This is a genomic window from Streptococcus sp. 2154 (assembly GCF_013277255.1).
GTDB classification, from domain to species: Bacteria; Bacillota; Bacilli; order Lactobacillales; family Streptococcaceae; genus Streptococcus; species Streptococcus pseudopneumoniae.
The window spans coordinates 32,744-54,572 of the sequence record NZ_VMMK01000033.1; the positions used below are offsets into that span (position 1 = coordinate 32,744).

6 protein-coding genes and 1 pseudogene are annotated in these 21,829 nt (G+C 42.4%); 6 read left to right on the forward strand and 1 reads right to left on the reverse strand.

The genetic code is table 11. The features are described 5' to 3' along the window. The first annotated feature begins 186 nt into the window (after positions 1 to 186). The 5 genes and pseudogenes from HT693_RS06570 to HT693_RS06590 all read left to right on the forward strand — a co-directional run. A complete protein-coding gene (locus tag HT693_RS06570; protein ID WP_240152723.1) occupies positions 187 to 6,423 on the forward strand; it encodes a ZmpA/ZmpB/ZmpC family metallo-endopeptidase in 6,237 nt (2,078 codons plus the stop codon). A 236-nt stretch (positions 6,424 to 6,659) separates the two neighbouring features. After that, positions 6,660 to 10,448 (forward strand): sugar-binding domain-containing protein, encoded by a 3,789-nt coding sequence (locus HT693_RS06575; RefSeq protein WP_172925046.1) that lies wholly within the window; start codon positions 6,660 to 6,662, stop codon positions 10,446 to 10,448. Position 10,449: 1 nt separating this feature from the next. After that, positions 10,450 to 12,138: an alpha-L-fucosidase gene (locus HT693_RS06580; protein WP_050208109.1), complete on the forward strand. Its 1,689-nt coding sequence runs from the start codon at positions 10,450 to 10,452 to the stop codon at positions 12,136 to 12,138. Positions 12,139 to 12,238: 100 nt separating this feature from the next. Further along, the gene (locus HT693_RS06585) at positions 12,239 to 13,273 is read left to right on the forward strand and encodes an Rpn family recombination-promoting nuclease/putative transposase (protein WP_119947490.1); all 1,035 of its coding nucleotides are present in this window, start codon (positions 12,239 to 12,241) and stop codon (positions 13,271 to 13,273) included. A 279-nt stretch (positions 13,274 to 13,552) separates the two neighbouring features. Beyond that, positions 13,553 to 14,020, forward strand: a pseudogene (locus HT693_RS06590) (adenylosuccinate lyase); the annotation flags it as partial. 384 nt (positions 14,021 to 14,404) lie between these two features. On the opposite strand, the gene HT693_RS12260 reads toward HT693_RS06590, so the two are convergent. Further along, complete coding sequence (locus HT693_RS12260) at positions 14,405 to 14,554, reverse strand: hypothetical protein (protein ID WP_172925048.1); 150 nt, start codon at positions 14,552 to 14,554, stop codon at positions 14,405 to 14,407. 616 nt (positions 14,555 to 15,170) lie between these two features. Between HT693_RS12260 and HT693_RS06600 the strand changes: the two genes are divergently transcribed. Further along, positions 15,171 to 21,599, forward strand: coding sequence for a DUF1542 domain-containing protein (locus tag HT693_RS06600; RefSeq protein ID WP_172925050.1), 6,429 nt, complete (start codon positions 15,171 to 15,173; stop codon positions 21,597 to 21,599). Positions 21,600 to 21,829: the final 230 nt, after the last annotated feature.

Consider the following 21,829-nt stretch of genomic DNA (forward strand, 5'->3'; position numbering starts at 1 on the left):
GTAACCATACCTACGGCAAGGCGACGCTGACGTGGTTTGAAGAGATTTTCGAAGAGTATTAAATAAAAATTATTGTATGTTGTTGCCCTTAACTTGGAATGATAAGGGAATAACTAGAAAGATTTGAGAATATAGACTATTTCTGATATACTAAATATACAGTAATAATGAATGATGGGAGATGGGATGAAAGAATTTCAATTTGAGAGAAAGCAGCGTTTTTCTTTGAGGAAATATGCAATAGGAGCTTGTTCGGTCTTGCTAGGAACGAGTTTATTTTTTGCTGGTATGGGTGCTCAACCTGTACAGGCTACAGAAACGAGTTCAAAACTAATTTCAAGTCATTATTTGGATGAGCAGGATTTATCTGAAAAGCTGAAATCTGAGTTGCAATGGTTTGAAGAAAATAAAATTGAGGTAAAAGAGGGAAAAGAATACTATTTTGTCTATCGAAAATTGGCTACAAGATTACCAGAAACAGGTCTTTTTTCTAATGATGGGATGTTTATCTTGGGAGCAGGATTATTATTGCTTTCCTTCACTTTAATCAAGAGAAAAAAGGGAGCATCTTACTTCCTTGTGACAGTCTTTGCTGTTGGTGGTTGGGGAGCATCCATCTCTGCTTTAGAAAATTTGGTAGAATTGCAACCAGCCCTTGTTAAGAGAGTAGAAGGTCAGTTTCTACCAAGTCCTGAAAGAGTCCAAGGATACGAATTTACGGGATATTATTTGGTAAGAGATAGTAGTAACAAGGAACTTACTGTTGATAAGGTAGAGTCGCCAGCATTATCTCAAAAGGAGGAAAGTTCAGAACCTCAATCTAAGAAGATTGTACCACAGACTGCATCTCATTTTAGCTCGACTGAAGACCTTGTGCAATCTCCTCAACCATCCTACGCAGTTGAGAAAATTGTTGAAGCTCCTGATGAAATTGTGCCTATAGGGCCTAAGGAAGAAGTTGCAGGAAATCCCCAAGGAGAACAACCGAAAGCAGAAAATAATAGTGATTATAAAACAAGTCCTGAGGAAGGCGTGTTAAATGCCACAGTAGAGAAACCAGAATTGCTAGTCACTACAGAGGAGGTTGCTTTCCAAACGATAGAACAAGAAGATGCAACCTTAGCTAAAGGGCAAACTAAAGTTGTTCAAGAAGGCGTTGTTGGTGAACGCACCACCTATACGGAAGTCACTATCGTTAACGGGGAAAAATCTAGCAAAGTTATAGAAAATATAATCACAAAAGAGCCGGTGGACAAGGTGATTGCAGTTGGGACTAAGGAAGAAGATGAACCAAAATCTGAGGAAGGTAGACCAGTTCAACCTGAAAAAACTCCAATAGTAGAGAATGAAACAGAGACAAAACCAGCTGATGGAATAGGACAACCAAGACCAGGAGCCGAAGCAACATCGGGCGAGAAACAAACACCTGACAAACCCGAAGCCGAGCCGAAGCAACCAGATCCAGCAACCTCAGCCATGGAATCAGGGGGCGAGGAAAATCAAACTCATGCCTCACAAGGTACTGAGTCCCAGCCACCATCTAAAGAAACTGGTGAGACCAAAGATTCTGAACCAGCAACCCCAGCCGTGGAATCAGGGAGAGAAGAAGACCAATCTCCTGTGGGACAAAAGGGTGAGGAGAACCAGCTGGAGAATCCAGTTGAGGGGGTAAAAGATGTTGGTGAATCTGCCCCACAAGGTACTGAGTCCCAGCCACCATCTAAAGTAGCTGCTGAGACCAAAGATTCTGAACCAGCAACCCCAGTCGTGGAATCAGGGGGCGAGGAGAATCAAACTCATGCCCCACAAGGTACTGAGTCCCAGCCACCATCTAAAGTAGCTGCTGAGACCAAAGATTCTGAGCCAGAAAGCCCAGCCATGGAATCAGGGGGCGAGGAGAATCAAACTCATGTCCAACAAGGTACTGAGTCTAAGCTACCATCTAAAGAAACTGCTGAGACCAAAGATTCTGAACCAGCAACCCCAGCCGTGGAATCAGGACGCGAAGAAGATCAATCTCTTGCGGAACAAAAGGGTGAGGAGAAACAGCTGGAGAATTCAGTTGAGGGGGTAAAAGATGTTGGTGAGTCTGCCCCACAAGGTACTGAGTCTAATCATCCATCTAAAGCAACTGCTGAGACCAAAGATTCTGAATCAGAAACCTCAGCCGTGGAATCAGGGGGTGAGGAAAATCAAACTCTTGCCCCACAAGGTACTGAGTCCCAGCCACCATCTAAAGTAGCTGCTGAGACCAAAGATTCTGAGCCAGAAAGCCCAGCCATGGAATCAGGACGCGAAGAAGATCAATCTCCTGCGGAACAAAAGGGTGAGGAGAACCAGCTGGAGAATCCAGTTGAGGGGGTAAAGGATGTTGGTGAGTCTGCCCCACAAGAACCCCAAAAACAACCAGAACAACCAGAACAAACGGCTCCATCTCCAGAGGTCAACCCAAGTCAAGGAAACGAACCAGAATCAGCTGTTCAGCCTGAACCCTTATCTCCCCAAGAACAGTCAGATTCACAAGAGCAACCAACTGTCCCAAGTCCAGTAACGAAAGAAAAAGTATTGGAATATAAAACAACATATAAAGCTTCACCAGCCTTAAATTACAAAGAGCAACGAGTAGAAGTAGCAGGCGAAAATGGTAAGGAAGTGACAACTACTTCTTACAGTTTTGATGAAAGTACTGGGAAAATAGTAGAAAACACTTCAACAAAAATAGAAAAACATCCAGTAGATAGAGTTGTTAAGGTTGGAAATGTAGAAGAAACAAGATCAACAACCAAAAGACGTGAACAGTTTATCGCGGATGAGTCACTTGATAAAGGGGTTAAAGTAGTTAGAGAACAAGGTCAAGATGAAGAAACAACGACTATAAGTGTTTATAAAGTAAATTCGACGACAGGAGAATTAACTGATCCAGAAGTTTCAACAAAAGTAGCCAAAGCAATGCAAGCGAAAATAACGGCAGTAGGAACAAAACCAACAGTTCAATCACAAGAAATTCCTTTTAAGACAATTTATAAAGCATCGTCAGATTTAAGTTACAATGTGCAACAAGAAGAAACACCAGGGGAGAATGGTAGCTCAGTATCAACTACAAAATACACAGTAAATCAAGAAACAGGAGCTATCTCAGAAGAAACTACAACAGAAAACACTCCAGCTAAAGACAAAATAGTAAAAGTTGGAAATGTAGAAAAGATCGTGTCACCTATAGAAATCACCGAGTTGAGAAAAGATAACCCTGAACTTCCAAAAGGAAAAGAAGAGGTTGAAGATGCAGGTGAGCAAGGGGAAACAACCGTCACTAAAACTTATGAAGTTAATCCGGAGACAGGAGAGTTAACAAATCCAATTGAGAAAACTGAAATAACTAAAGCTATGCGACAAAAAGTAATCTTGGTTGGTACTAAAGAAGACACTCAACTTCCTCAGACCAAAGTAGAGACCAAAGTCGTTCCTTATGAAACCATTTATGAAAAGAATGAAGCACTAGACCACGGCGTTACAAGAGTAAAAATTCCGGGTGTTGAGGGACAAGAACAAGTTACTACTACCTATACCAAAGATCAAGCAAGTGGAAATATTTCTGAGAGTAAAACTGTCAAAATAGTAGTTAACAAAGTTGATCAAGTTGTAGAAGTTGGAACTAAACCGAGTGTTGAAACTACTGTCCTATCTCGTAAAACGATTTACCAGGTGAATCCTGCTTTGGAGTTCAGAAAAGAGGAAGTAGCGGTTGCAGGGCGTGATGGTTCGGTGGAAACTAGGACGACTTATCAACTAGACCAGGCAACAGGTCAGGTGACGGTATCTGACACCACTAGACAAGTAAATCCAGCAGTCGATAAAGTGATTCAAGTTGGTAATGTGGAAAAAGTAATACAACCGATTGCTGTTACTGAGGAACGAAGAGAGGATTCTTCTCTTGCTAAAAAGATGGAAAAGGTAGCCTCTGAAGGAGAAGTTGGTGAGAATACACTGACCAGAACCTACGCTATCAATGAACAAACTGGTGAATTGGTTAATCCTCGAGAAGTGAGTCAAATAACAAAACCAATGAAACCGAGAGTTGTTTTAGTTGGTAGTCAGGAGGATAAACCACACTTGCTTCCAGCTAATAGTGAGAGAGAAGATGCTGTGGATGTGTCTGCTCTGACCACAAGCGCGAGGTCAGTAGACTTCTTACATGACAGTAAACTAAAAGCACAGTTAGAGCCTACCTATGATCCTCGAGATATTATAACAAGGAGAATTGCGCTCAGAAAAACACACCCAAATATCACTGACCAAGAGGTCAAAGATATGTTGCGCATAGAGTATCTTCAAAAACTGTCAATCCAAGAAAGCTTTGATCAGACGAAGAGGCAAGCTGAGTCAAGTTTCAAAAAGATTGCCTCGCATACATTAGGAATTATAGGAGATACCCCTGAAAATCGCAGCAAGGTCAAACAAGAGCTGGAGCAATACAAAGAGCAGATTTTGTTGGGACTGTCTTATATCAATCGTTTTTATAATATTCAATTTGGGGACACGAATATTCGTGATATTCTGGCCTTTAATCCAAGTTCATTTGGCAATAAGACAATGACAGCCTTGGCTAGTTTGAAAAAATTAGGATCCATGTCTTATGAAGAGATGAAATTGACCAATAGTCCTCAAACATTTACAAAATATTTATCGACTATCACCGGTAAGGCTAGCTTGAAGGAATTTTTAGATAGCAATCGCCAACTCTTTACGTCAGATGATGCGGATACTTGGCTTAAAAAATCTAGCCAAGCTATGATTGTTGAAAAACCATCTAAGGAAAATCCTTCAGCGTATGTCGGGCTATATAGCAAGTTGACCGCTGGGGAAAAGGATTCTCGTAAACAAGAGGCCAATATGGCTGCTATTTTGGGACTTTTGAATGTGAAAGAACCACATGTTTACGTGATTAGTAATATGGCGACGATTACTTACGGTAATATTGGTTCCTATATAGATACTTCTCTTGCCCAGTCTAATCCAACTAAGTATCAGGCTGAGCTTGCTAGAGTCAAGTCTTTAATTGAAAAAGCGGCTGTACAACAAGCCAACTATGTTGATACTCTTTATCGTATAACAAAACCAGAAAATCGTGATAAGTTGCTGACAAATCGCTTGATTATTGATACGATGAAGAAATATACAAGTAATCCGAATGCCCAGATTGATAGCACTTGGTCACCAGCTACTGGTAGTGGAGCTGATAAGGGGGTCGACCAGTTTATGACTCCTATGAATTACTATTCTCCAGTAAGTAAGGTGGGAGCTGAGGCTAATGGATTAGGTGTCCGTTACTTTATAGATAGAGTTCTGGATGATAGAGGTTCAGCGACTTATTCTCATGAAATGACGCACTTACTAGATAGAACGGTCTTGTTTAATAATCACGGTCGTCGAGATGGTACAGCCGCAGAGTTTTATGCGCGTGGTATTTTTGAAAACTCCTATAATCCAGAAAAGGATACTTATTTCAATCTCAACTTTGTATATGATGAGAGTGATAAGGATGGATTTTACAATAAGACACCTGATCGATTTAAAACGGCAGAAGATTTGCAATCTTACATGAAGGGAAGTTTTGATGTCCTTTATACTCTAGATTACCTAGAAGCAGAGGCAAGTAAAGGCTTATCTGCAGAAGACAAGATGAGTTATTTCAAAAAAATAACGCCAATCACTTCAACAGGTTCTAGAACTTGGGTAGATTACCGTAATCCAGCAGTTAAACCGACTCATAAGAGTGAGGAGATTCAAACTCTTACCTTAGAAGATGCCAAAAAATTGACAGATGTTGATAGTTTGATTGACAATCATATCATGGTCAACCGTTATATCATTGCTGGTTTTTCAGATAAAGGTAAGATTGCAGCAAACGGTTACTATACTGTTGATATGTTTGATACCATTTATGGTGTTAGTCAAAATGACTCTGGTATGAGTGGGGACATCACCTTTAGAAAACAAGCATTTGAATTGATGGCTACTTTGGGCTACTATGAAGGATTTGTTCCTTATGTGTCAAATCAATATAAAAACCAAGCTGAAGCGGCAGGAAAACCATTATCTGATAAGTATATTTTTGAAAAAATTCTAGGAAAAACATATGCGGAGTTCAAAAAAGCACAGTTTAAGGAAAGAGTAGCTAAGATTGATCAATTGAAAGCTTTGACAATTCAATATGAAGGTCAGCAAATAAGTCTGACAAGTCAGAAGTTAAGTGAATTGATGCAGAAAGCTGTTAAAGAAGAACTTGCTCAAATAAAAGCAGGCAATACAACTGCGCGCACCTATACCTTTATCGAAACTCCAGTCCAAAAACTGAAAAAAGCGATTTATAAAGCTTATCTCAAAGATTCAGATGACTTTAGACAATCGATTTACAATAGTTAGGACAAAAGGAACATCTCTCTGGAATGAACATTCAGAGGGGTGTTTTTTGGTCTCTTTTGAGGTTTGTATTGTTTATTGCAAATGATAGTTTGTATGAACATGGAGTGATTTTCAGACTTTTCCACAAATTATAGAATCTTTTCTGAGGACTTAGGGAGTGATGGAGGAAATCTTGAAAGCGCTTTTGTTTTGTGCTATAGTCAAGTAAATCGAGTCGTTTAAAGAGGAATGCTTGTATGAGAAGAGAAGAAGTTTTACGAAATCACTGGTTTTTTAGCCAAGAGGTGGGGAAGGAAGAGGCCTTGGCGTCGGATTTTCAGAGGGGAAATTGGCAGGCCATTCAAGTGCCACATGACTGGAGTATTTACAATGATTTTGACCAGTATTCGCCAGCGCAAAATGAGGGTGGTCAGTTAAATGGGGGTCAAGCCTGGTATCGGACACAGTTTTACTTGGAAGAAGATGCCAGTCTTGTATCGGTGCGTTTGTTGTTTGATGGAGTTTACATGAATGCCCAAGTCTATATCAACGGGCAAGTGCTGGGCTATTATCCCAATGGCTACACACCTTTTTCTTATGATATCACGCCTTATCTAAGAAATGATGGGACGGCCAACCAGCTTGCGGTTTTTGTGGAAAATAAGCAACCTAGCAGTCGTTGGTACTCTGGTAGCGGTATTTACCGAGAAGTAAAATTATTGATGACAGATTCGGTGCATCTGGATTTGTATGGGATTACGATAGAAAGTCCCAAGCTCAAGGAACAAAGAGATAGATGGGTGGAGACTCAGCTTACAAGTAAGGTTTCAAATGATGGCTCTCAGTCTGTGTCGGTGTATTTGGAGCAGAGTATCTGGTATGATGGACAACAGGTTTCAGACTGGCAGGCGACAGACTCTCTAGTGATTGAGTCTGGGGACAAATATTCTTTCCAACAAGCCATATCAATTTTCCAACCTTTGCTTTGGGATATTGACCATCCTTACCTTTACCAATTGAAGACTCGCCTTTACAAAGATGGCATTTTGGTTGATGAAGAAGAGGAGACCTTTGGTTACCGCTATATGGATTGGCAAGTGGATAAGGGCTTCTTTCTAAATGGTCGCTGGTTGAAGATTCATGGGGTTTGTTTGCACCATGACTACGGAGCGCTGGGAGCTGTGGAAAACAGGTCAGCTGCTGAGAGACGCTTGCGCCAGATGAAGGAAATGGGCGTCAATGCTATTCGAATTACCCATAATCCAGCCAGTAGCATTTTACTCGCTCTAGCTGCCAAAATGGGGCTACTCATCCAAGAAGAAGCTTTTGATACCTGGTATGGAGGCAAGAAAGAATATGACTATGGTCGCTTTTTTGAGGAAGAAGCGACTCATCCAGAAGCGAAAGCAGGCGATTTCTGGTCAGATTACGATTTGCGCACCATGATTGAGCGTGGCAAGAACAATCCAGCGATTTTTATGTGGTCCTTGGGAAATGAAGTCAGCGAAGCAAATGGCGATGCTCATTCATTGAAGACGATCAAACGCTTGCTAGAAAGGGTCAAGGAAGTGGATGAGAGTCGTTTTGTGACCATGGGAATGGATCAATTCCGCTTTGGCGATGGTTCTGGAGGCCATGAAAAGATAGCCGATTTGCTGGATGTGGTAGGCTTGAATTACTCGGAAGACAATATTGATGGGATTCGCAAAAGACATCCCAAGTGGCGACTTTACGGCTCTGAAACCTCATCGGCTACCCGAACGCGTGATAGCTATTTTCGCCCAGATAAGGAATGGGTTGGGGATAATCGCCGCGTGCGGAATTTTGAACAGTCAGACTATGGCAATGATCGAGTTCCTTGGGGGAAGACAGCGACGGCTTCTTGGATAGCAGATAGAAATCGGCTAGACTATGCGGGTCAGTTTATCTGGACAGGAGTGGATTATATTGGTGAGCCCACTCCTTGGCACAATCAAAATGACATGCCTGTAAAGAGTTCCTATTTTGGGCTTGTGGATACGGCAGGGATTCCTAAAAATGACTATTATTTCTATCAAAGTCAGTGGTTGGACCTAGATCAGTATCCCATGGTTCATATCCTACCCCATTGGAATTGGGAAATCCACAAGAGTTATCAACAAGTTGTGGATAAGTATGGGGATATCCCTGTTCGAGTGTATTCAAATGCCCGTTCTGTAGAGCTATTTCTCAATGGAAAATCCCAAGGTAGGAAGACCTTTCAGGAAAAATGGACTTCAGACGGTCGAAGATACCAGGAGGGACAAGGTTCTGACCAGCTCTATCTAGAATGGCGATTGGCTTATCAACCGGGAGAATTGCGTGCTGTGGCCTATGACCGTCAAGGTCAGCTTGTGGCAGAAGATAGGGTGGTGACTGCAGGTAAGCCAGCCAAAATCGGGCTACATGCTGAGAAGACAAAACTGGAGCCAGATGGGCAAGACCTCCTCTATCTCTATTTTGATGTATTGGACAAGGATGGAAATTGGGTGCCGACTGCTTCCAATCAGCTTCATTTTGAAATTGAAGGCCCTGCTCTTATTGTAGGTGTGGATAATGGTAGGCAGGCCAGTCGTGAACGTTACCAAGCCCAGAAAAATGGTCGGTTTAAGCGGAAAGCCTTTCATGGCAGAGGTGTCCTCTTAGTTCAGAGCTTGGAGCGGGTAGGTCAAGTGAGAGTAAAGGCCAGTGCCAGAGGGCTAGAGCCGGCAAGTTTCGATCTCTTAGTGGGAGAGGATTTGGCTTGCCAGTCAGTGAAAAATCAGCGCTTATTTGAGATTCGAGTGGACAAGCAGGCAGGATTACAAGAAGGGGATTCCCCAGCTATTGGACTTTATCCACAAACTGTGGATAACCTTGTGAACAAGGTGGGGAATAGTGAAGTGATTTGGGAGACGAGTGGTAGTGCCCACGCCATTATCAAGCAGGGAGTGCTTCATTGCTTGTCTGCAGGCGACTTGGTTATCAGTGCTATTTATCAAGGAAAGACCTATCAAACTCATTTGCAGGTGGCAGAAAATACCTCACTAGGGCAGGCAGTTTTTGTACGACCACTTCGCTTGTATACAGCTAAGGGGACTTATCCACATCTTCCATCTTCAGTTTTGGTGGACTATGAGTCTGGCGGTGCAAAACGAGTCAAGGTTGTTTGGGAGGCAATCTCCGAAGAAGATATGGCAAGCTTTCATGAGTTTATGGTATCTGGTCAGCTGGAAGGGCTGGATTTAAAGGCTTCTGCTCAGATTTGTGTCCAAGGGATTTGCGCTATTGAGACTGAAAGGATTTGGACGCTTGTCAAGGAAGCCCCACACCTACCAGACCGAGTTAAGCTAGTCTTATCAGATGGCAGACGAGATACGGCCAAGGTGACTTGGGATGAACTCGATCCTCAAGTCTATGCTCAGGTAGGAGAATGTATTCTTACAGGACAAGTAGCGGGCTGTGAGTTGCCAGCAACAGTCACCATTCATGTGACAGATGCCAGTGTAGATGGGGAAGTCATTTCCAATCAGTGGACAGGATCCAACCTGCCTCTGGTATTTGCTTCCCACTCAGAGCCGAATCACCCAGTCTCTTACCTCAATGACAAGGTCATTTCTCGGAAGAAATCGACAGCCAATACTTGGATTGCCAAGTCAGAGCAAGCCAATGTCGGCATTCTTTTTGGAGATGCAGGGATTTTAAAACCGCGATTTGTGGATAATGTGACCTTGTATTATGTCGAAAATCAAGACTACGTGGCGGTGGATCCTACCCATATCGATTATTATGTAGGGAATGAGCCTAGCTTGCCTCGGACTCCAAATCATTTGGACAAGGATTCTCTGCTCAAACAAGAGGAGAATTGGCGCCCTGTATCAGCTATCCGAAAAGTGTCAAGTGACAAGGATGAGGAGCTTCGTTTTGAATTTGACAAGGTGGAAACCTATGCCCTTCGTCTTCGATTTGAAAACTTGGCAAGCCCCCTAGCCTTAACAGAATTGCAAGTGTATGCCAAAAAAGTAAAGAAAAATGTAGATAGGAAGTAGTATGGTAAGAGCAATAAAACCGCATGGCCCCTTGCCTAGTCAGGCCCAGTTAGCGTATTTAGAGGATGAACTAGCAGCCTTTATCCATTTTGGGCCTAATACCTTTTATGACCAGGAATGGGGGACAGGTCAGGAGGATCCTGAACACTTTAACCCGACACAGTTAGATGCGCGTGAGTGGATTCGCGTGCTCAAGGAAACGGGCTTTAAGAAGTTGATTTTGGTGGTCAAGCACCACGATGGCTTTGTCCTCTATCCGACGGCTCACACAGATTATTCGGTTAAGGCCAGTCCTTGGAGGGATGGAGAGGGGGACTTGCTCCTTGAAGTATCTCAAGCTGCTACAGAATTTGATATGGATATGGGGGTCTACCTGTCACCCTGGGATGCCCACAGCCCGCTCTATCATGTGAACCGAGAAGCGGACTATAATGCCTATTATCTGGCTCAGCTGAAGGAGATTTTATCAAATCCTGCTTATGGAAATGGAGGGAAATTTGCTGAGGTCTGGATGGATGGTGCCAGAGGAGAGGGTGCTCAAAAGATCAATTATGAATTTGAAAAATGGTTTGAAACCATTCGTGACCTGCAGGGAGATTGCTTAATTTTTTCAACAGAAGGCACCAGTATCCGCTGGATTGGCAATGAACGAGGATATGCTGGTGATCCCCTGTGGCAAAAGGTGAATCCTGATAAACTAGGGACAGAAGCAGAGTTGGACTATCTTCAACATGGGGATCCCTCGGGTACGATTTTTTCAATCGGTGAGGCAGATGTTTCCATCCGGCCGGGTTGGTTTTACCATGAAGATCAGGATCCTAAGTCTCTTGAGGAGTTGGTCGAGATTTATTTTCACTCGGTAGGGAGGGGCATGCCTCTCTTGCTCAATATTCCGCCGAATCAAGATGGGCTCTTTGATGGAAAGGATATTGAACGCCTCTATGAATTTGCGGCTTATCGCAATGAGCTCTATAAAGAAGATTTGGCTCTGGGAGCTAAGGTATCTGGTCCAGCTCTTTCCGCAGACTTTGCTTGTCATCATCTGACAGATGGCCTTGAGACCAGTTCTTGGGCAAGCGATGTAGGCTTGCCTATCCAGTTAGAACTCGACTTGGGAGCGCCTAAAACTTTTGATGTAATTGAGTTAAGAGAAGATTTGAAGCTAGGGCAACGAATCGCTGCTTTTCATGTGCAAGTAGAGGTGGATGGTGTCTGGCAGGAGTTTGGCAGGGGCTTCACAGTTGCTCATAAGCGCCTCTTGCGAGGGCCGATAGTAGAGGCACAGAAGGTGCGCGTGATGATTACAGAGACACAGGATTTACCTGTACTGACCAAGATTTCCCTCTATAAAACTCCTAGCTTATCAAAAAAAGAAGTTGTTCAGGGATTAGCATTTGCAGAAAAAAGCTTAGCTGTGGCAAAGGGAGAGACTCTTCATTTTAGGATTGAACGTAGCGAAAGTAGTACTCCTTTGGAAGCTAAGATTTCGATTCAACCGGGGACAGGTGTCCATGGTGTCGTCTATCAGGACGAGATTCAAGTCCTTCAATTCCAAGCTGGGGAAAGCAAAAAAGATTTGACCATACCAACCCTGTATTTTGCTGCCGATAAGACCTTGGATTTCTATCTGAATCTGACTGTGGATGGACAGCTTATTGATCAAGCTCATATTTTAGTTGAAACGAGATAAAATATCTTTACAATTCATTTCCTTTTCGAATAAATAGATAGAGTCAGTGAATCTAGTAAAACTAGATTTAAAACTATGGTATAATAAAAGGAGGAAATGGATGATTTTAAGACATCCGGGCATTAGCCCAACTAATGACTTGGTTGCTAAGAAAATTTTCAGCAACCCAGAAATCACTTGTCAGTTTATTCGCGATATGCTGGACTTGCCAGCTAAAAATGTGACCATTTTGGAGGGAAGCAACATTCACGTCTTGCCTTCCCTGCCGTACTCGGCACAGGATTTCTATACCAGTATAGATGTTTTAGCTGAACTAGATAATGGTACTCAAGTAATCATTGAGATTCAAGTCCATCATCAGAATTTTTTCATCAATCGCCTGTGGGCTTATCTGTGCAGTCAGGTCAATCAAAACCTAGAAAAAATCCGCCAGCAAGAAGGAAATACTCACCAGAGCTACAAACACATTGCACCAGTATACGCTATCGCAATTGTGGACAGCAATTACTTTTCAGATGACCTAGCTTTTCATAGTTTTAGTATGCGCGAGGATACGACAGGTGAGGTTTTAACCATCACCAATAATGGACAAGAAAATCATCTGGTTAAGATGGCGTTCTTGGAACTAAAAAAATACAGAGAAACCAGCAAAGACGAGGTTCGCAAGCCGTGGTTGGAGTTTTTTGGTAATAAGCCCTTTACTCAGGAACCCGAGCGAGCCATCAGCCAAGCAGATCAACTGCTGGACTACAAGAGCTGGTCCGAGGAGGACAGGGAGATGTTTAGTGAACAACGCAGACGCGAAGAACAAGCCTTGCTAGCGCAGGACTATGCCTTGGAACAAGCTGAAGAAAAAGGGTTGGAGAGAGGTCGTGCAGAAGGTCTTGAACGTGGTCGAGCTGAGGGGATTGAACAAGGCATCGAAAAAGGTTTAGAGCGTGGACTTGAACGTGGTCGAGCTGAGGGGATTGAACAGGGCATCGAAAAAGGTTTAGAACAAGGACTTGAACGTGGAAAACTTTTTGCCTTTCTGGATATGGTTCGCCAAGGACTTCTGACTTCCGAGGTTGCCAGCCATCAGCTGGGTATGACTGTCGCTGAGTTTGAGTCGCTATTGAAAAAACATTACAAATAAGACCTAAAAAAATACAGAGAAACCAGCAAAGACGAGGTTCGCAAGCCGTGGTTGGAGTTTTTTGGTAATAAGCCCTTTACTCAGGAACCCGAGCGAGCCATCAGCCAAGCAGATCAACTGCTGGACTACAAGAGCTGGTCCGAGGAGGACAGGGAGATGTTTAGTGAACAACGCAGACGCGAAGAACAAGCCTTGCTAGCGCAGGACTATGCCTTGGAACAAGCTGAAGAAAAAGGGTTGGAACGCGGTCGTGCAGAAGGGATTGAACAGGGTTTAGAGCGTGGTCACATGATTACAGCCTATGAGAATGTGGCTCTCTGGCATGAACACGACATTTCCCACTCATCAGCTGAGCGTATCATCACACCTGATACGACCATCTTGATTGACCACATGCTCAACCGTTTTGGAAATATCGTCAAGAACTTGACGGTCTTACCAGAAAACATGATCCGCAACATGAACGCGACTTTTGGTCTGATCTTTAGCCAACGTGCTATGTTGACCTTGATTGAACAAGGCATGACCCGTGAGCAAGCCTATGACTTGGTACAACCAAAAACAGCCTACTCTTGGGACAAGCAAGTAGACTTCAAACTACTTCTGGAAGCAGATCCAGAGGTGACATCACGTTTGACACAAGAGGAAATCGATGAGATTTTCAACCATCTTTACTATACCAAACGAGTGGGGCCTATTTTTGAACGTCTAGGATTAGAATCATTAGAAAAAATCGAATTTCTATGACTCCATTTACAGGAGTAGCAGAACTTCGATTTTTATGTTATCTCAAAGCCCATTGCTAAAAAATATAATAGATTGAAACTAGAATAGTACACCTCTGCTTCTAAAACATGGTTAGAAATCGATTTGATTGTCCTGATTGATTTGTCCTATTTCTATTTTACTTTACTATGGAACTGTTCCATAAGGAGAGAGATTGGAAAATCTCCAGACTAGAGAAGTCAGCGACTTTTTTTTGAATCTTGTTCCTTAAAGCTAGTCGTCTTTTTCAAGTGACCTGAATCTGCTTTAAAGCTGCCCCTACTGAAGGGAGAGCACAATCAAACTGTGCCGCAATTTCCCTGAAAGCAGCCTCGAGATGAGCCTCTACAAAAGCTTTCGACTCCTCTAAAGGAAGCTTTCGATTTTTGATGACTCGCTCTTTCCGCTCTCAGTGTCCTTGTTCACCTCATTTCTTTTCCTAGCTGAAGAGAGTTCTGAGACCAAGATCAAAAACTTTGGCTGCCTCGGCAGGCCTGTGTTCTTTTTTGATGCCATCCAATGCTCCTTGTTTAAAATCAGTAGGCTAGGCCATGGCTTTCTGATAACCTGCTTGTTTAAAACTGAGCAGCTATAGTAAGTGGTCAAGACTAGTCAAGTAGTCAGGAGAGGTAAGGAGCCGCTATCTTCTGTTCTATGGCAAGCAATCAGAATAGCTAGTGATATCACTGGCTGTTTCTCTTTTTTAGGCTCCTTGCATGTTGTCATCTTCAAATGATGCCAATGAAAAAGGCGCACCCCCTTACATTTTTTCTACTTATTTTGTCGAGGCTAGTGAAAAAGATAGAGTTATTTTGAAAAAATAATATTTATAGAAATTAAGGGTTGAGCGAATCCTAAAGAATCAGAGCATAAGATGCCATAATAATCGGTAAATCCTTAACAAATTCATAAAATAATGAAAAATATGGATAAAAAAACCGAATAAAATTTAAAAAAATCAGAAAAATGTTTTTTTTTTTTAGCAAAATATTAGCAAACAAAACAGTTGCATATAGTTTGGTAATTATGTATCATAGTAAAGTAAATCTATGCATAGAGGAAGTCTCCTTCTATAAGGAAGGAGGAGCTTCTCTTGTGTAGAAAAATATAATCCTAAAGGAGAGTTTAAGTAATGGACAAGAAAGTATCCATGAGTCGATCTGAGCGCCTGCGTCGTGAGAAGGTCACGCGTTATTCTATTCGTAAATATAGCTTTGGTGCAGCCAGTGTGGCAGTAGCGGCTCTATTTATGTTTTTGGGGAACGGAGCAGTGTCAGCTGCTGAGAATGGCGCAGACTCACAAGGCGGAGCCGCTGTGGCAGCTAGCCCTAACGGAGGGGGGGAGGCTGACCCAGGAGGTGGAGCAACGTCTCCTGCTACAGAAAACCAAAAACCTGTAGCGGATATCCCCTATTCTATTCCGAGTGAAAAGAAAATCTTTGTCTATAATGAGGAAGATGCAGGTATTGAAATTCCTGTCCACGATGACAGTGGGAAAATTCGTTATGCAACAGTGAAACAGGGATCAAACCAGAAATTTAACAAAGTTGCAGGAGAAGATAATAAACTTGACCTTGGGTTTGGCTATACTGCAACTATAATTAATGATGCTGAAAGTGACAACGTAGCTGCTACTCCTGCTACTGAAGCTGTTCCTGCTAAAATTACCATTTCAGGAAAACCGAATGAAACACTTAAAGGGAAAAATGAATACACAAAAAATGAGGAACAAACAGTAAATATTGGGACTCGCTTTGTAAAGGTTGGTGATGAACAAGGTCTAAATAATGTTGGAGACTCTAGGACAATAAAAGATCCAGGATATATGTATCTTGTCCTTAAATCTCAAACCTACAAATATAGCATCCATGAACCAGAAAGAAATGCTGATAAAATCAGTGTTACAGATATTAACAATTTAACTCCTACAGATATTGAAAAAATTCAAACTCAGCTTAAAGTTGAATATTCTAAAACTAGCCAGGATGCTAGACTAGCGTCTCAAAGAGGTACTGCCCTAACAAATCGTTCTGAAGTAGTGGATAGTGTAAACGTAGAGAACGGAAACGTCACTGTGACCTATAAAGACGGTTCAACCGATGTGGTTCCAGTTGCTAATGTAGCACGTACCAATCAACCTCCAACAGTCGACATTCCATATTCTGATCCTACTGAAAGAGAAATCTATGTGTATAGTGGAGAAGACAACTCATTTGAGATCAAAATCAAAGATGATGCAGATAAGATTAAGTCTGCTAAATTGCTGAAAGGTGGGAATAACGCTTTTCGACCTGTTACAGGTGAAAATGATAAAGTTGATACAGAGTATGGTTATAAGGCAAATGTTATTACTTCTGAAACATCAGCGTCAGAGACTAATCCAGCAGTTATTACCTATTCAGGGACTACAACTGCGACAAGTGGTTTGTCACAATCTAAATTGGACGCAGGGACAAAAGGGGAAAATCCTAGACGCCTAGCTTTGGGTTGGCGTTATGTGCGGGTTACAGATCTTGAAGGAACAGACTTTACTGGATCTGGGGAACGAAAAGCCAATGACCATGCTTTCAATGTTGTCAATAAACCTCAGAGAGAAAAATATGATATAAAAACTCCTGAGGAAGCCGACAAGGTTGTGGTGACCGACCCTGCAGCTGTAACAGAGGAAGAGTTTGCAAAAGTAAAAGAAAGAGTCAAACTTGAATATTCTCAAACCAATCCAGATAGACGGTTAGAGTCTAAGCGTGGTCAAGAAGTAGAGAATCAAAATAGTAGGATTCAATCAATCACAAAAGAGGGAAATGATTTACTAGTAACCTACACAGATGGATCAATAGACAGAAGACCACTAACAGAGTTTACGACCCTAAATAAACAACCTGCAATCGATGCAGTGAACAAGGCTGCAGAAGATAAGATTGCAGAAATTAATGCTAGTACAGATCCGAATGCTACCGAGGATGAAAAACAAGCCGCTATCGCTAAGGTAAATGCAGATAAGGAAACAGCATTAGCAGCCATCAATGATCCTAACCTAACAACAAAAGCTGCCTTGGATCAAGCTCAAACTGAAGGGACAACTGCCATTGCAGCCGACAATCCAGTAATAGCTAAAAAAGCTGAAGCTAAAGCGGCAATTGAAGCAGCTCGTAAGGCCAAAGAGGATGCCATTAATGCAGACAGAAACCTATCAGAGGCTGAAAAGACAGCAGCTATTGCTAAAGCCAATGAAGCAGCCCAGTCAGCAACAGCGAAAATCGATGCAGCGACGACAGATGCAGCTGTAGATGCTGCGCAAACAGAAGCCACTACAGCCATTTCGAAAGTAAACCCAATTGCTAAAGAGAATGCTAAGGCAGCAATTGCCAATGCCTTAACAGCTAAAAATGATGAGCTTGATAAGCGCACAGACCTAAGTCAAGCAGAAAAAGACGCAGCGAAAGCAGAAGCCAAAAAACTAGCTGATGCAGAACTAGCTAAAATTGACGCTCAACCTGATAATGAAGATACAGAAGATGCAGCTCGAGCAACCCAAAAACTTGTGGACGCGGCAGAAGATAAAGGTGTAGCGGATGTTACTTCTGTGACTCCAGTAGCCAAAGAAGCCGCTAAACAAGCAGTGGCAGATGAATTAGCTAAGAAAGAAGCAGAAATCGATGCTCGCCAAGATCTAACAGCTGAAGAAAAAGCGAAAGCGAAAGCAGAAGCTCAAGCAGCCGCTGACGAAGCCAACAAGGCCATTGATGCTCAACCAGATGTAGCCGCAACACCAGCAGAAGCCAAAGCAGCTCAAGATAAAGTAGATGCCGCTAAGGCACAAGGTGTAGAAGCGATTAAGGCTGTGAATCCAGAAACAACCGCTAAAGCTGCCGCTGACAAAGCCATTGATGATGCTCTTGCTGCTAAGAACAAGGCCATTGATGAGCGTACAGACTTGACAGATGCAGAGAAGAAAGCTGCTAAAGACAAGGCTAAGGAAGAAGCAGACAAGGCTAAGGCAGCCGTAGCAGCCGCAACAAGTGATGCAGAAGTAGCCAAAGCCAAAGAAGCCGGTGAGTCTGCAGTTGGTGCTGTGACTCCAGTAGCCAAAGCAGCTGCTAAGAAAGCAGTGGCAGATGAACTAGCTAAGAAAGAAGCAGAAATTGATGCTCGCCAAGATCTAACAGCTGAAGAAAAAGATGCAGCTAAGAAAGAAGCTCAAGCGAAAGCAGCTGAAGCGAACAAGGCCATCGATGCTCAACCAGATGTAGCCGCAACACCAGAAGAAGCCAAAGCAGCTCAAGAACAAGTAGATGCCGCTAAGACACAAGGTGTAGAAGCGATTAAAGCTGTGAATCCAGAAACAACTGCTAAAGCAGCCGCTGACAAAGCCATTGATGACGCTCTTGCTGCTAAGAACAAGGCCATTGATGAGCGTACAGACTTGACAGATGCAGAGAAGAAAGCTGCTAAAGACAAGGCTAAGGAAGAAGCAGACAAGGCTAAGGCAGCAGTAGCAGCCGCAACAAGTGATGCAGAAGTAGCCAAAGAAGCCGGTGAGTCTGCAGTTGGTGCTGTGAATCCAGTAGCCAAAGCAGCTGCTAAGAAAGCAGTGGCAGATGAACTAGCTAAGAAAGAAGCAGAAATTGATGCTCGCCAAGATCTAACAGCTGAAGAAAAAGCGAAAGTTAAAGCAGAAGCTCAAGCTCGAGCAGCCGAAGCGAACCAGGCCATTGATGCTCAACCAGATGTAACCACAACACCAGAGGAATCAAGGAAGGTTCAAGGAGCAGTAGATAGTGCTAAGGAACACGGTGTAGCAGCGATTAAAGCTGTGAATCCAGAAACAACAACTAAAGCTGCAGCCAAGAAAGCTATTGATGATAAGCTAGCTGAACAACTAAAAGCCATTGAAAACACACCAGATGCCACGGATGAAGAAAAAGCTGAAGCTGCTGAAAAAGCGACAGCCTTAGCCAAAGAAGCTAAGCAAGCAATTGATATTGCTAGAACAGATTCAGAGGTTAAGAAACTTCAAGATGATGCAAATGCTGAAATAGGGAAAGTTTTACCTGTTGTAGAAGATAAACCAAATGCTCGTAAAGCCATTGATGAGCAAACAAAAGCGAAGAAAGAAGAGATTGACGCGCGTACTGACTTATCTCCTAAAGCGAAAGAGAATCTTAAAGATAAAGCAGATCAAATAGCAGCCGAAGCTAAGAAATTAGTAGATGCTGCGAATAAAGAAGCAGATGTTAATAAGATTCAAGACGCGGATAAATCGGCAATTAGAGCAGTTGGGGATATTAACAGACCAATTGATAAAGCGCTAGTTAATGATCCAGCCAACCTAAAAGCTGAGGAAAAAGCTAAAATCTTAGAAGAAGTGAGGAAAGTGAACCCAACAGCCAAAGAGGTTAAATATAACGACGCTGGAAATATTGAAGTTACTACAGCAAATGGTGATAAGGGAATCATTAATCCAACTGATTTGGTGAAAACGTTGGAGAATCTAGATAATGGTAAAGGTGGAAACGATATTAACAAACCACTTGATAAAGTTATCATCAAGGATAAATCGATGTTGACAGAGTCAGAAAAAGCTCAAATTATTGCTGCTGTTAAGTCTGTAAATCCAAATTCTATTGTGCTACTCGATGCAGACGGAACTGTTTCAGTGTCTACACCAGAAGGTCAGACTGCAACGATTCCATCAACTGAGTTAGTGAGAACTAAGGAAGATACAGCTAAATCTGACGCAGGAAATGGTGAAATTGTTAAACCAGCAGATAAAGTGGTTGGTGAACCGACTGATTCAGCTGCACAAGCCAAAGTAGAAGAAAAATTAAGAAAACTCAATCCTGAGGCTAAATCTGTTAAATTTGATGATAAAGGTAACGCTACTGTTACTTTAAATGATGGAACTGTGGCAACAATTCCATGGAAAGATTTATTCAAATCACCGGAAGATGCAACTAAACCAAACGCAGGCAACGACATCGTTAAGCCGGCGGATAAGACGGTTGTAGCGAACTCAGACAAGTTGACAGTTGCAGAGAAGAAAGCTATTGAAGAGAAGGTTAAAGCAGTTAACCCAGGAGCGACTGTAGTAGTGGACGATAAAGGAAATGCCACAGTCACAACACCAGAAGGTAAGACAGCCGTTATTCCAGCAACAGACTTGACGAAGTCAGCAGCAGATGCAGCTAAACCAAATGCAGGCAATGATGTCAATACACCAGCAGCTAAAACTGTAGCAGCGAACCTAGACAAGTTGACAGACGCAGAGAAGAAAGCTATTGAAGAGAAGGTTAAAGCAGTCAACCCAGGCTCAACTGTAGTAGTAGACGATAAGGGTAATGCTACAGTTACAACACCAGAAGGTAAGACAGCGGTCATTCCAGCCACTGATTTAGTGAAAACACAAGATGATATTACTAAAGAAAATGCAGGCAATGATGTCAATACACCAGCAGCTAAAACTGTAGTAGCAGATCCAGATGCCTTAACTCCAGAAGAGAAGAAAGCTATCGAAGAGAAGGTTAAAGCAGTCAACCCAGGTTCAACTGTAGTAGTAGACGACAAAGGTAATGCAACAGTAACTAAAGCTGATGGTACAGTTCTGAATATTCCAGCTTTAGACCTAGTAATCCCAGCTGGAAACCTAGCTGACGAAGCTAAGACTGCTAAAGTGAAAACACCAGCATTCCGTACATTAGTTGGAAACAAAGATAACTTAACGGAAGATGAAAAAGCAGCAGTTAAGAAAGCAATTGAAGCCGTCAATTCAGGAGCGACTGTAGTAGTAGACGATAAAGGTAACGCCACAGTAACACTAGATGGAAATACAGTATCGATTGCAAAAGACCAATTAGTGAAAACAGAAAGTGATGTAACAGCTAAGAATAGCGGAGATAACATCAACCTTGACTTTGAAAAAGAAACAGTAGCAGACTTTACTAACTTAACAGATTCAGAAAAAGAAGCTGCAAAAGCTAAGATTAAAGCAGCAAATGCTGATGTAGTAGATGTTCTCTTTGACAAGGCAGGAAATGCAACTGTTGTAACTAAAGATGGCAAAGTTTTAGCAATTACCGCTGAAGCTATCTTTAAACAAGCTCCTTCAGCTCAAAATAACGGAGCTACTAACACTGAAGCAAAAGTGGATAAAGCTAAGTTAGCAGATGCTATTCGTCAGTTAGAAGGACTAATCATCCAAGAATCAACTAAGCTTGATGCAGAAACTGCAAAAGCAGCGACTGACTTATTGGCAGACGCTAAGAAAGTATTTGCCAATGCAGATGCAACTCAGGCAGATGTGGCTGCAACGGTTAAACGTATCGAAGACTTCCTGGCGAAAGTTTCTCCAGCAACTAATCATGCAAGTCCAGCTAAGGACCAAGCTGCTCAAACACCAGCTGTAGCTCCAGCTCAAGCAGCAACAAACGTGCGTACAGTCGCTAAAGAGTTGCCAAATACAGGTACAGCAGATTCTACTGTAGCTATGGTAGCAGCTGCCGCAAGTGCCTTACTTGGTCTTGGTCTTGCAGGTCGTCGTCGTAAAGAAGACGAAGAAGCTTAATTGGTAGATGGTTTGATACTTATCGAATAATAAATCCAATTTTCAAAGCTTAACAAGTACCTCTCATAAGAAAATCTCCTAGCAGGAAAGCCTGCTAGGAGATTTTTGCATTTCAGGAAGTGGACGGCTGGCTTGTAAGCGCGTCATAACAAGGTATCTATCATTCATGGAAGACCTCCTGTATACTATTAGTAAAGTAAAACTATTGGAGGATATTTTAATGCCACAAC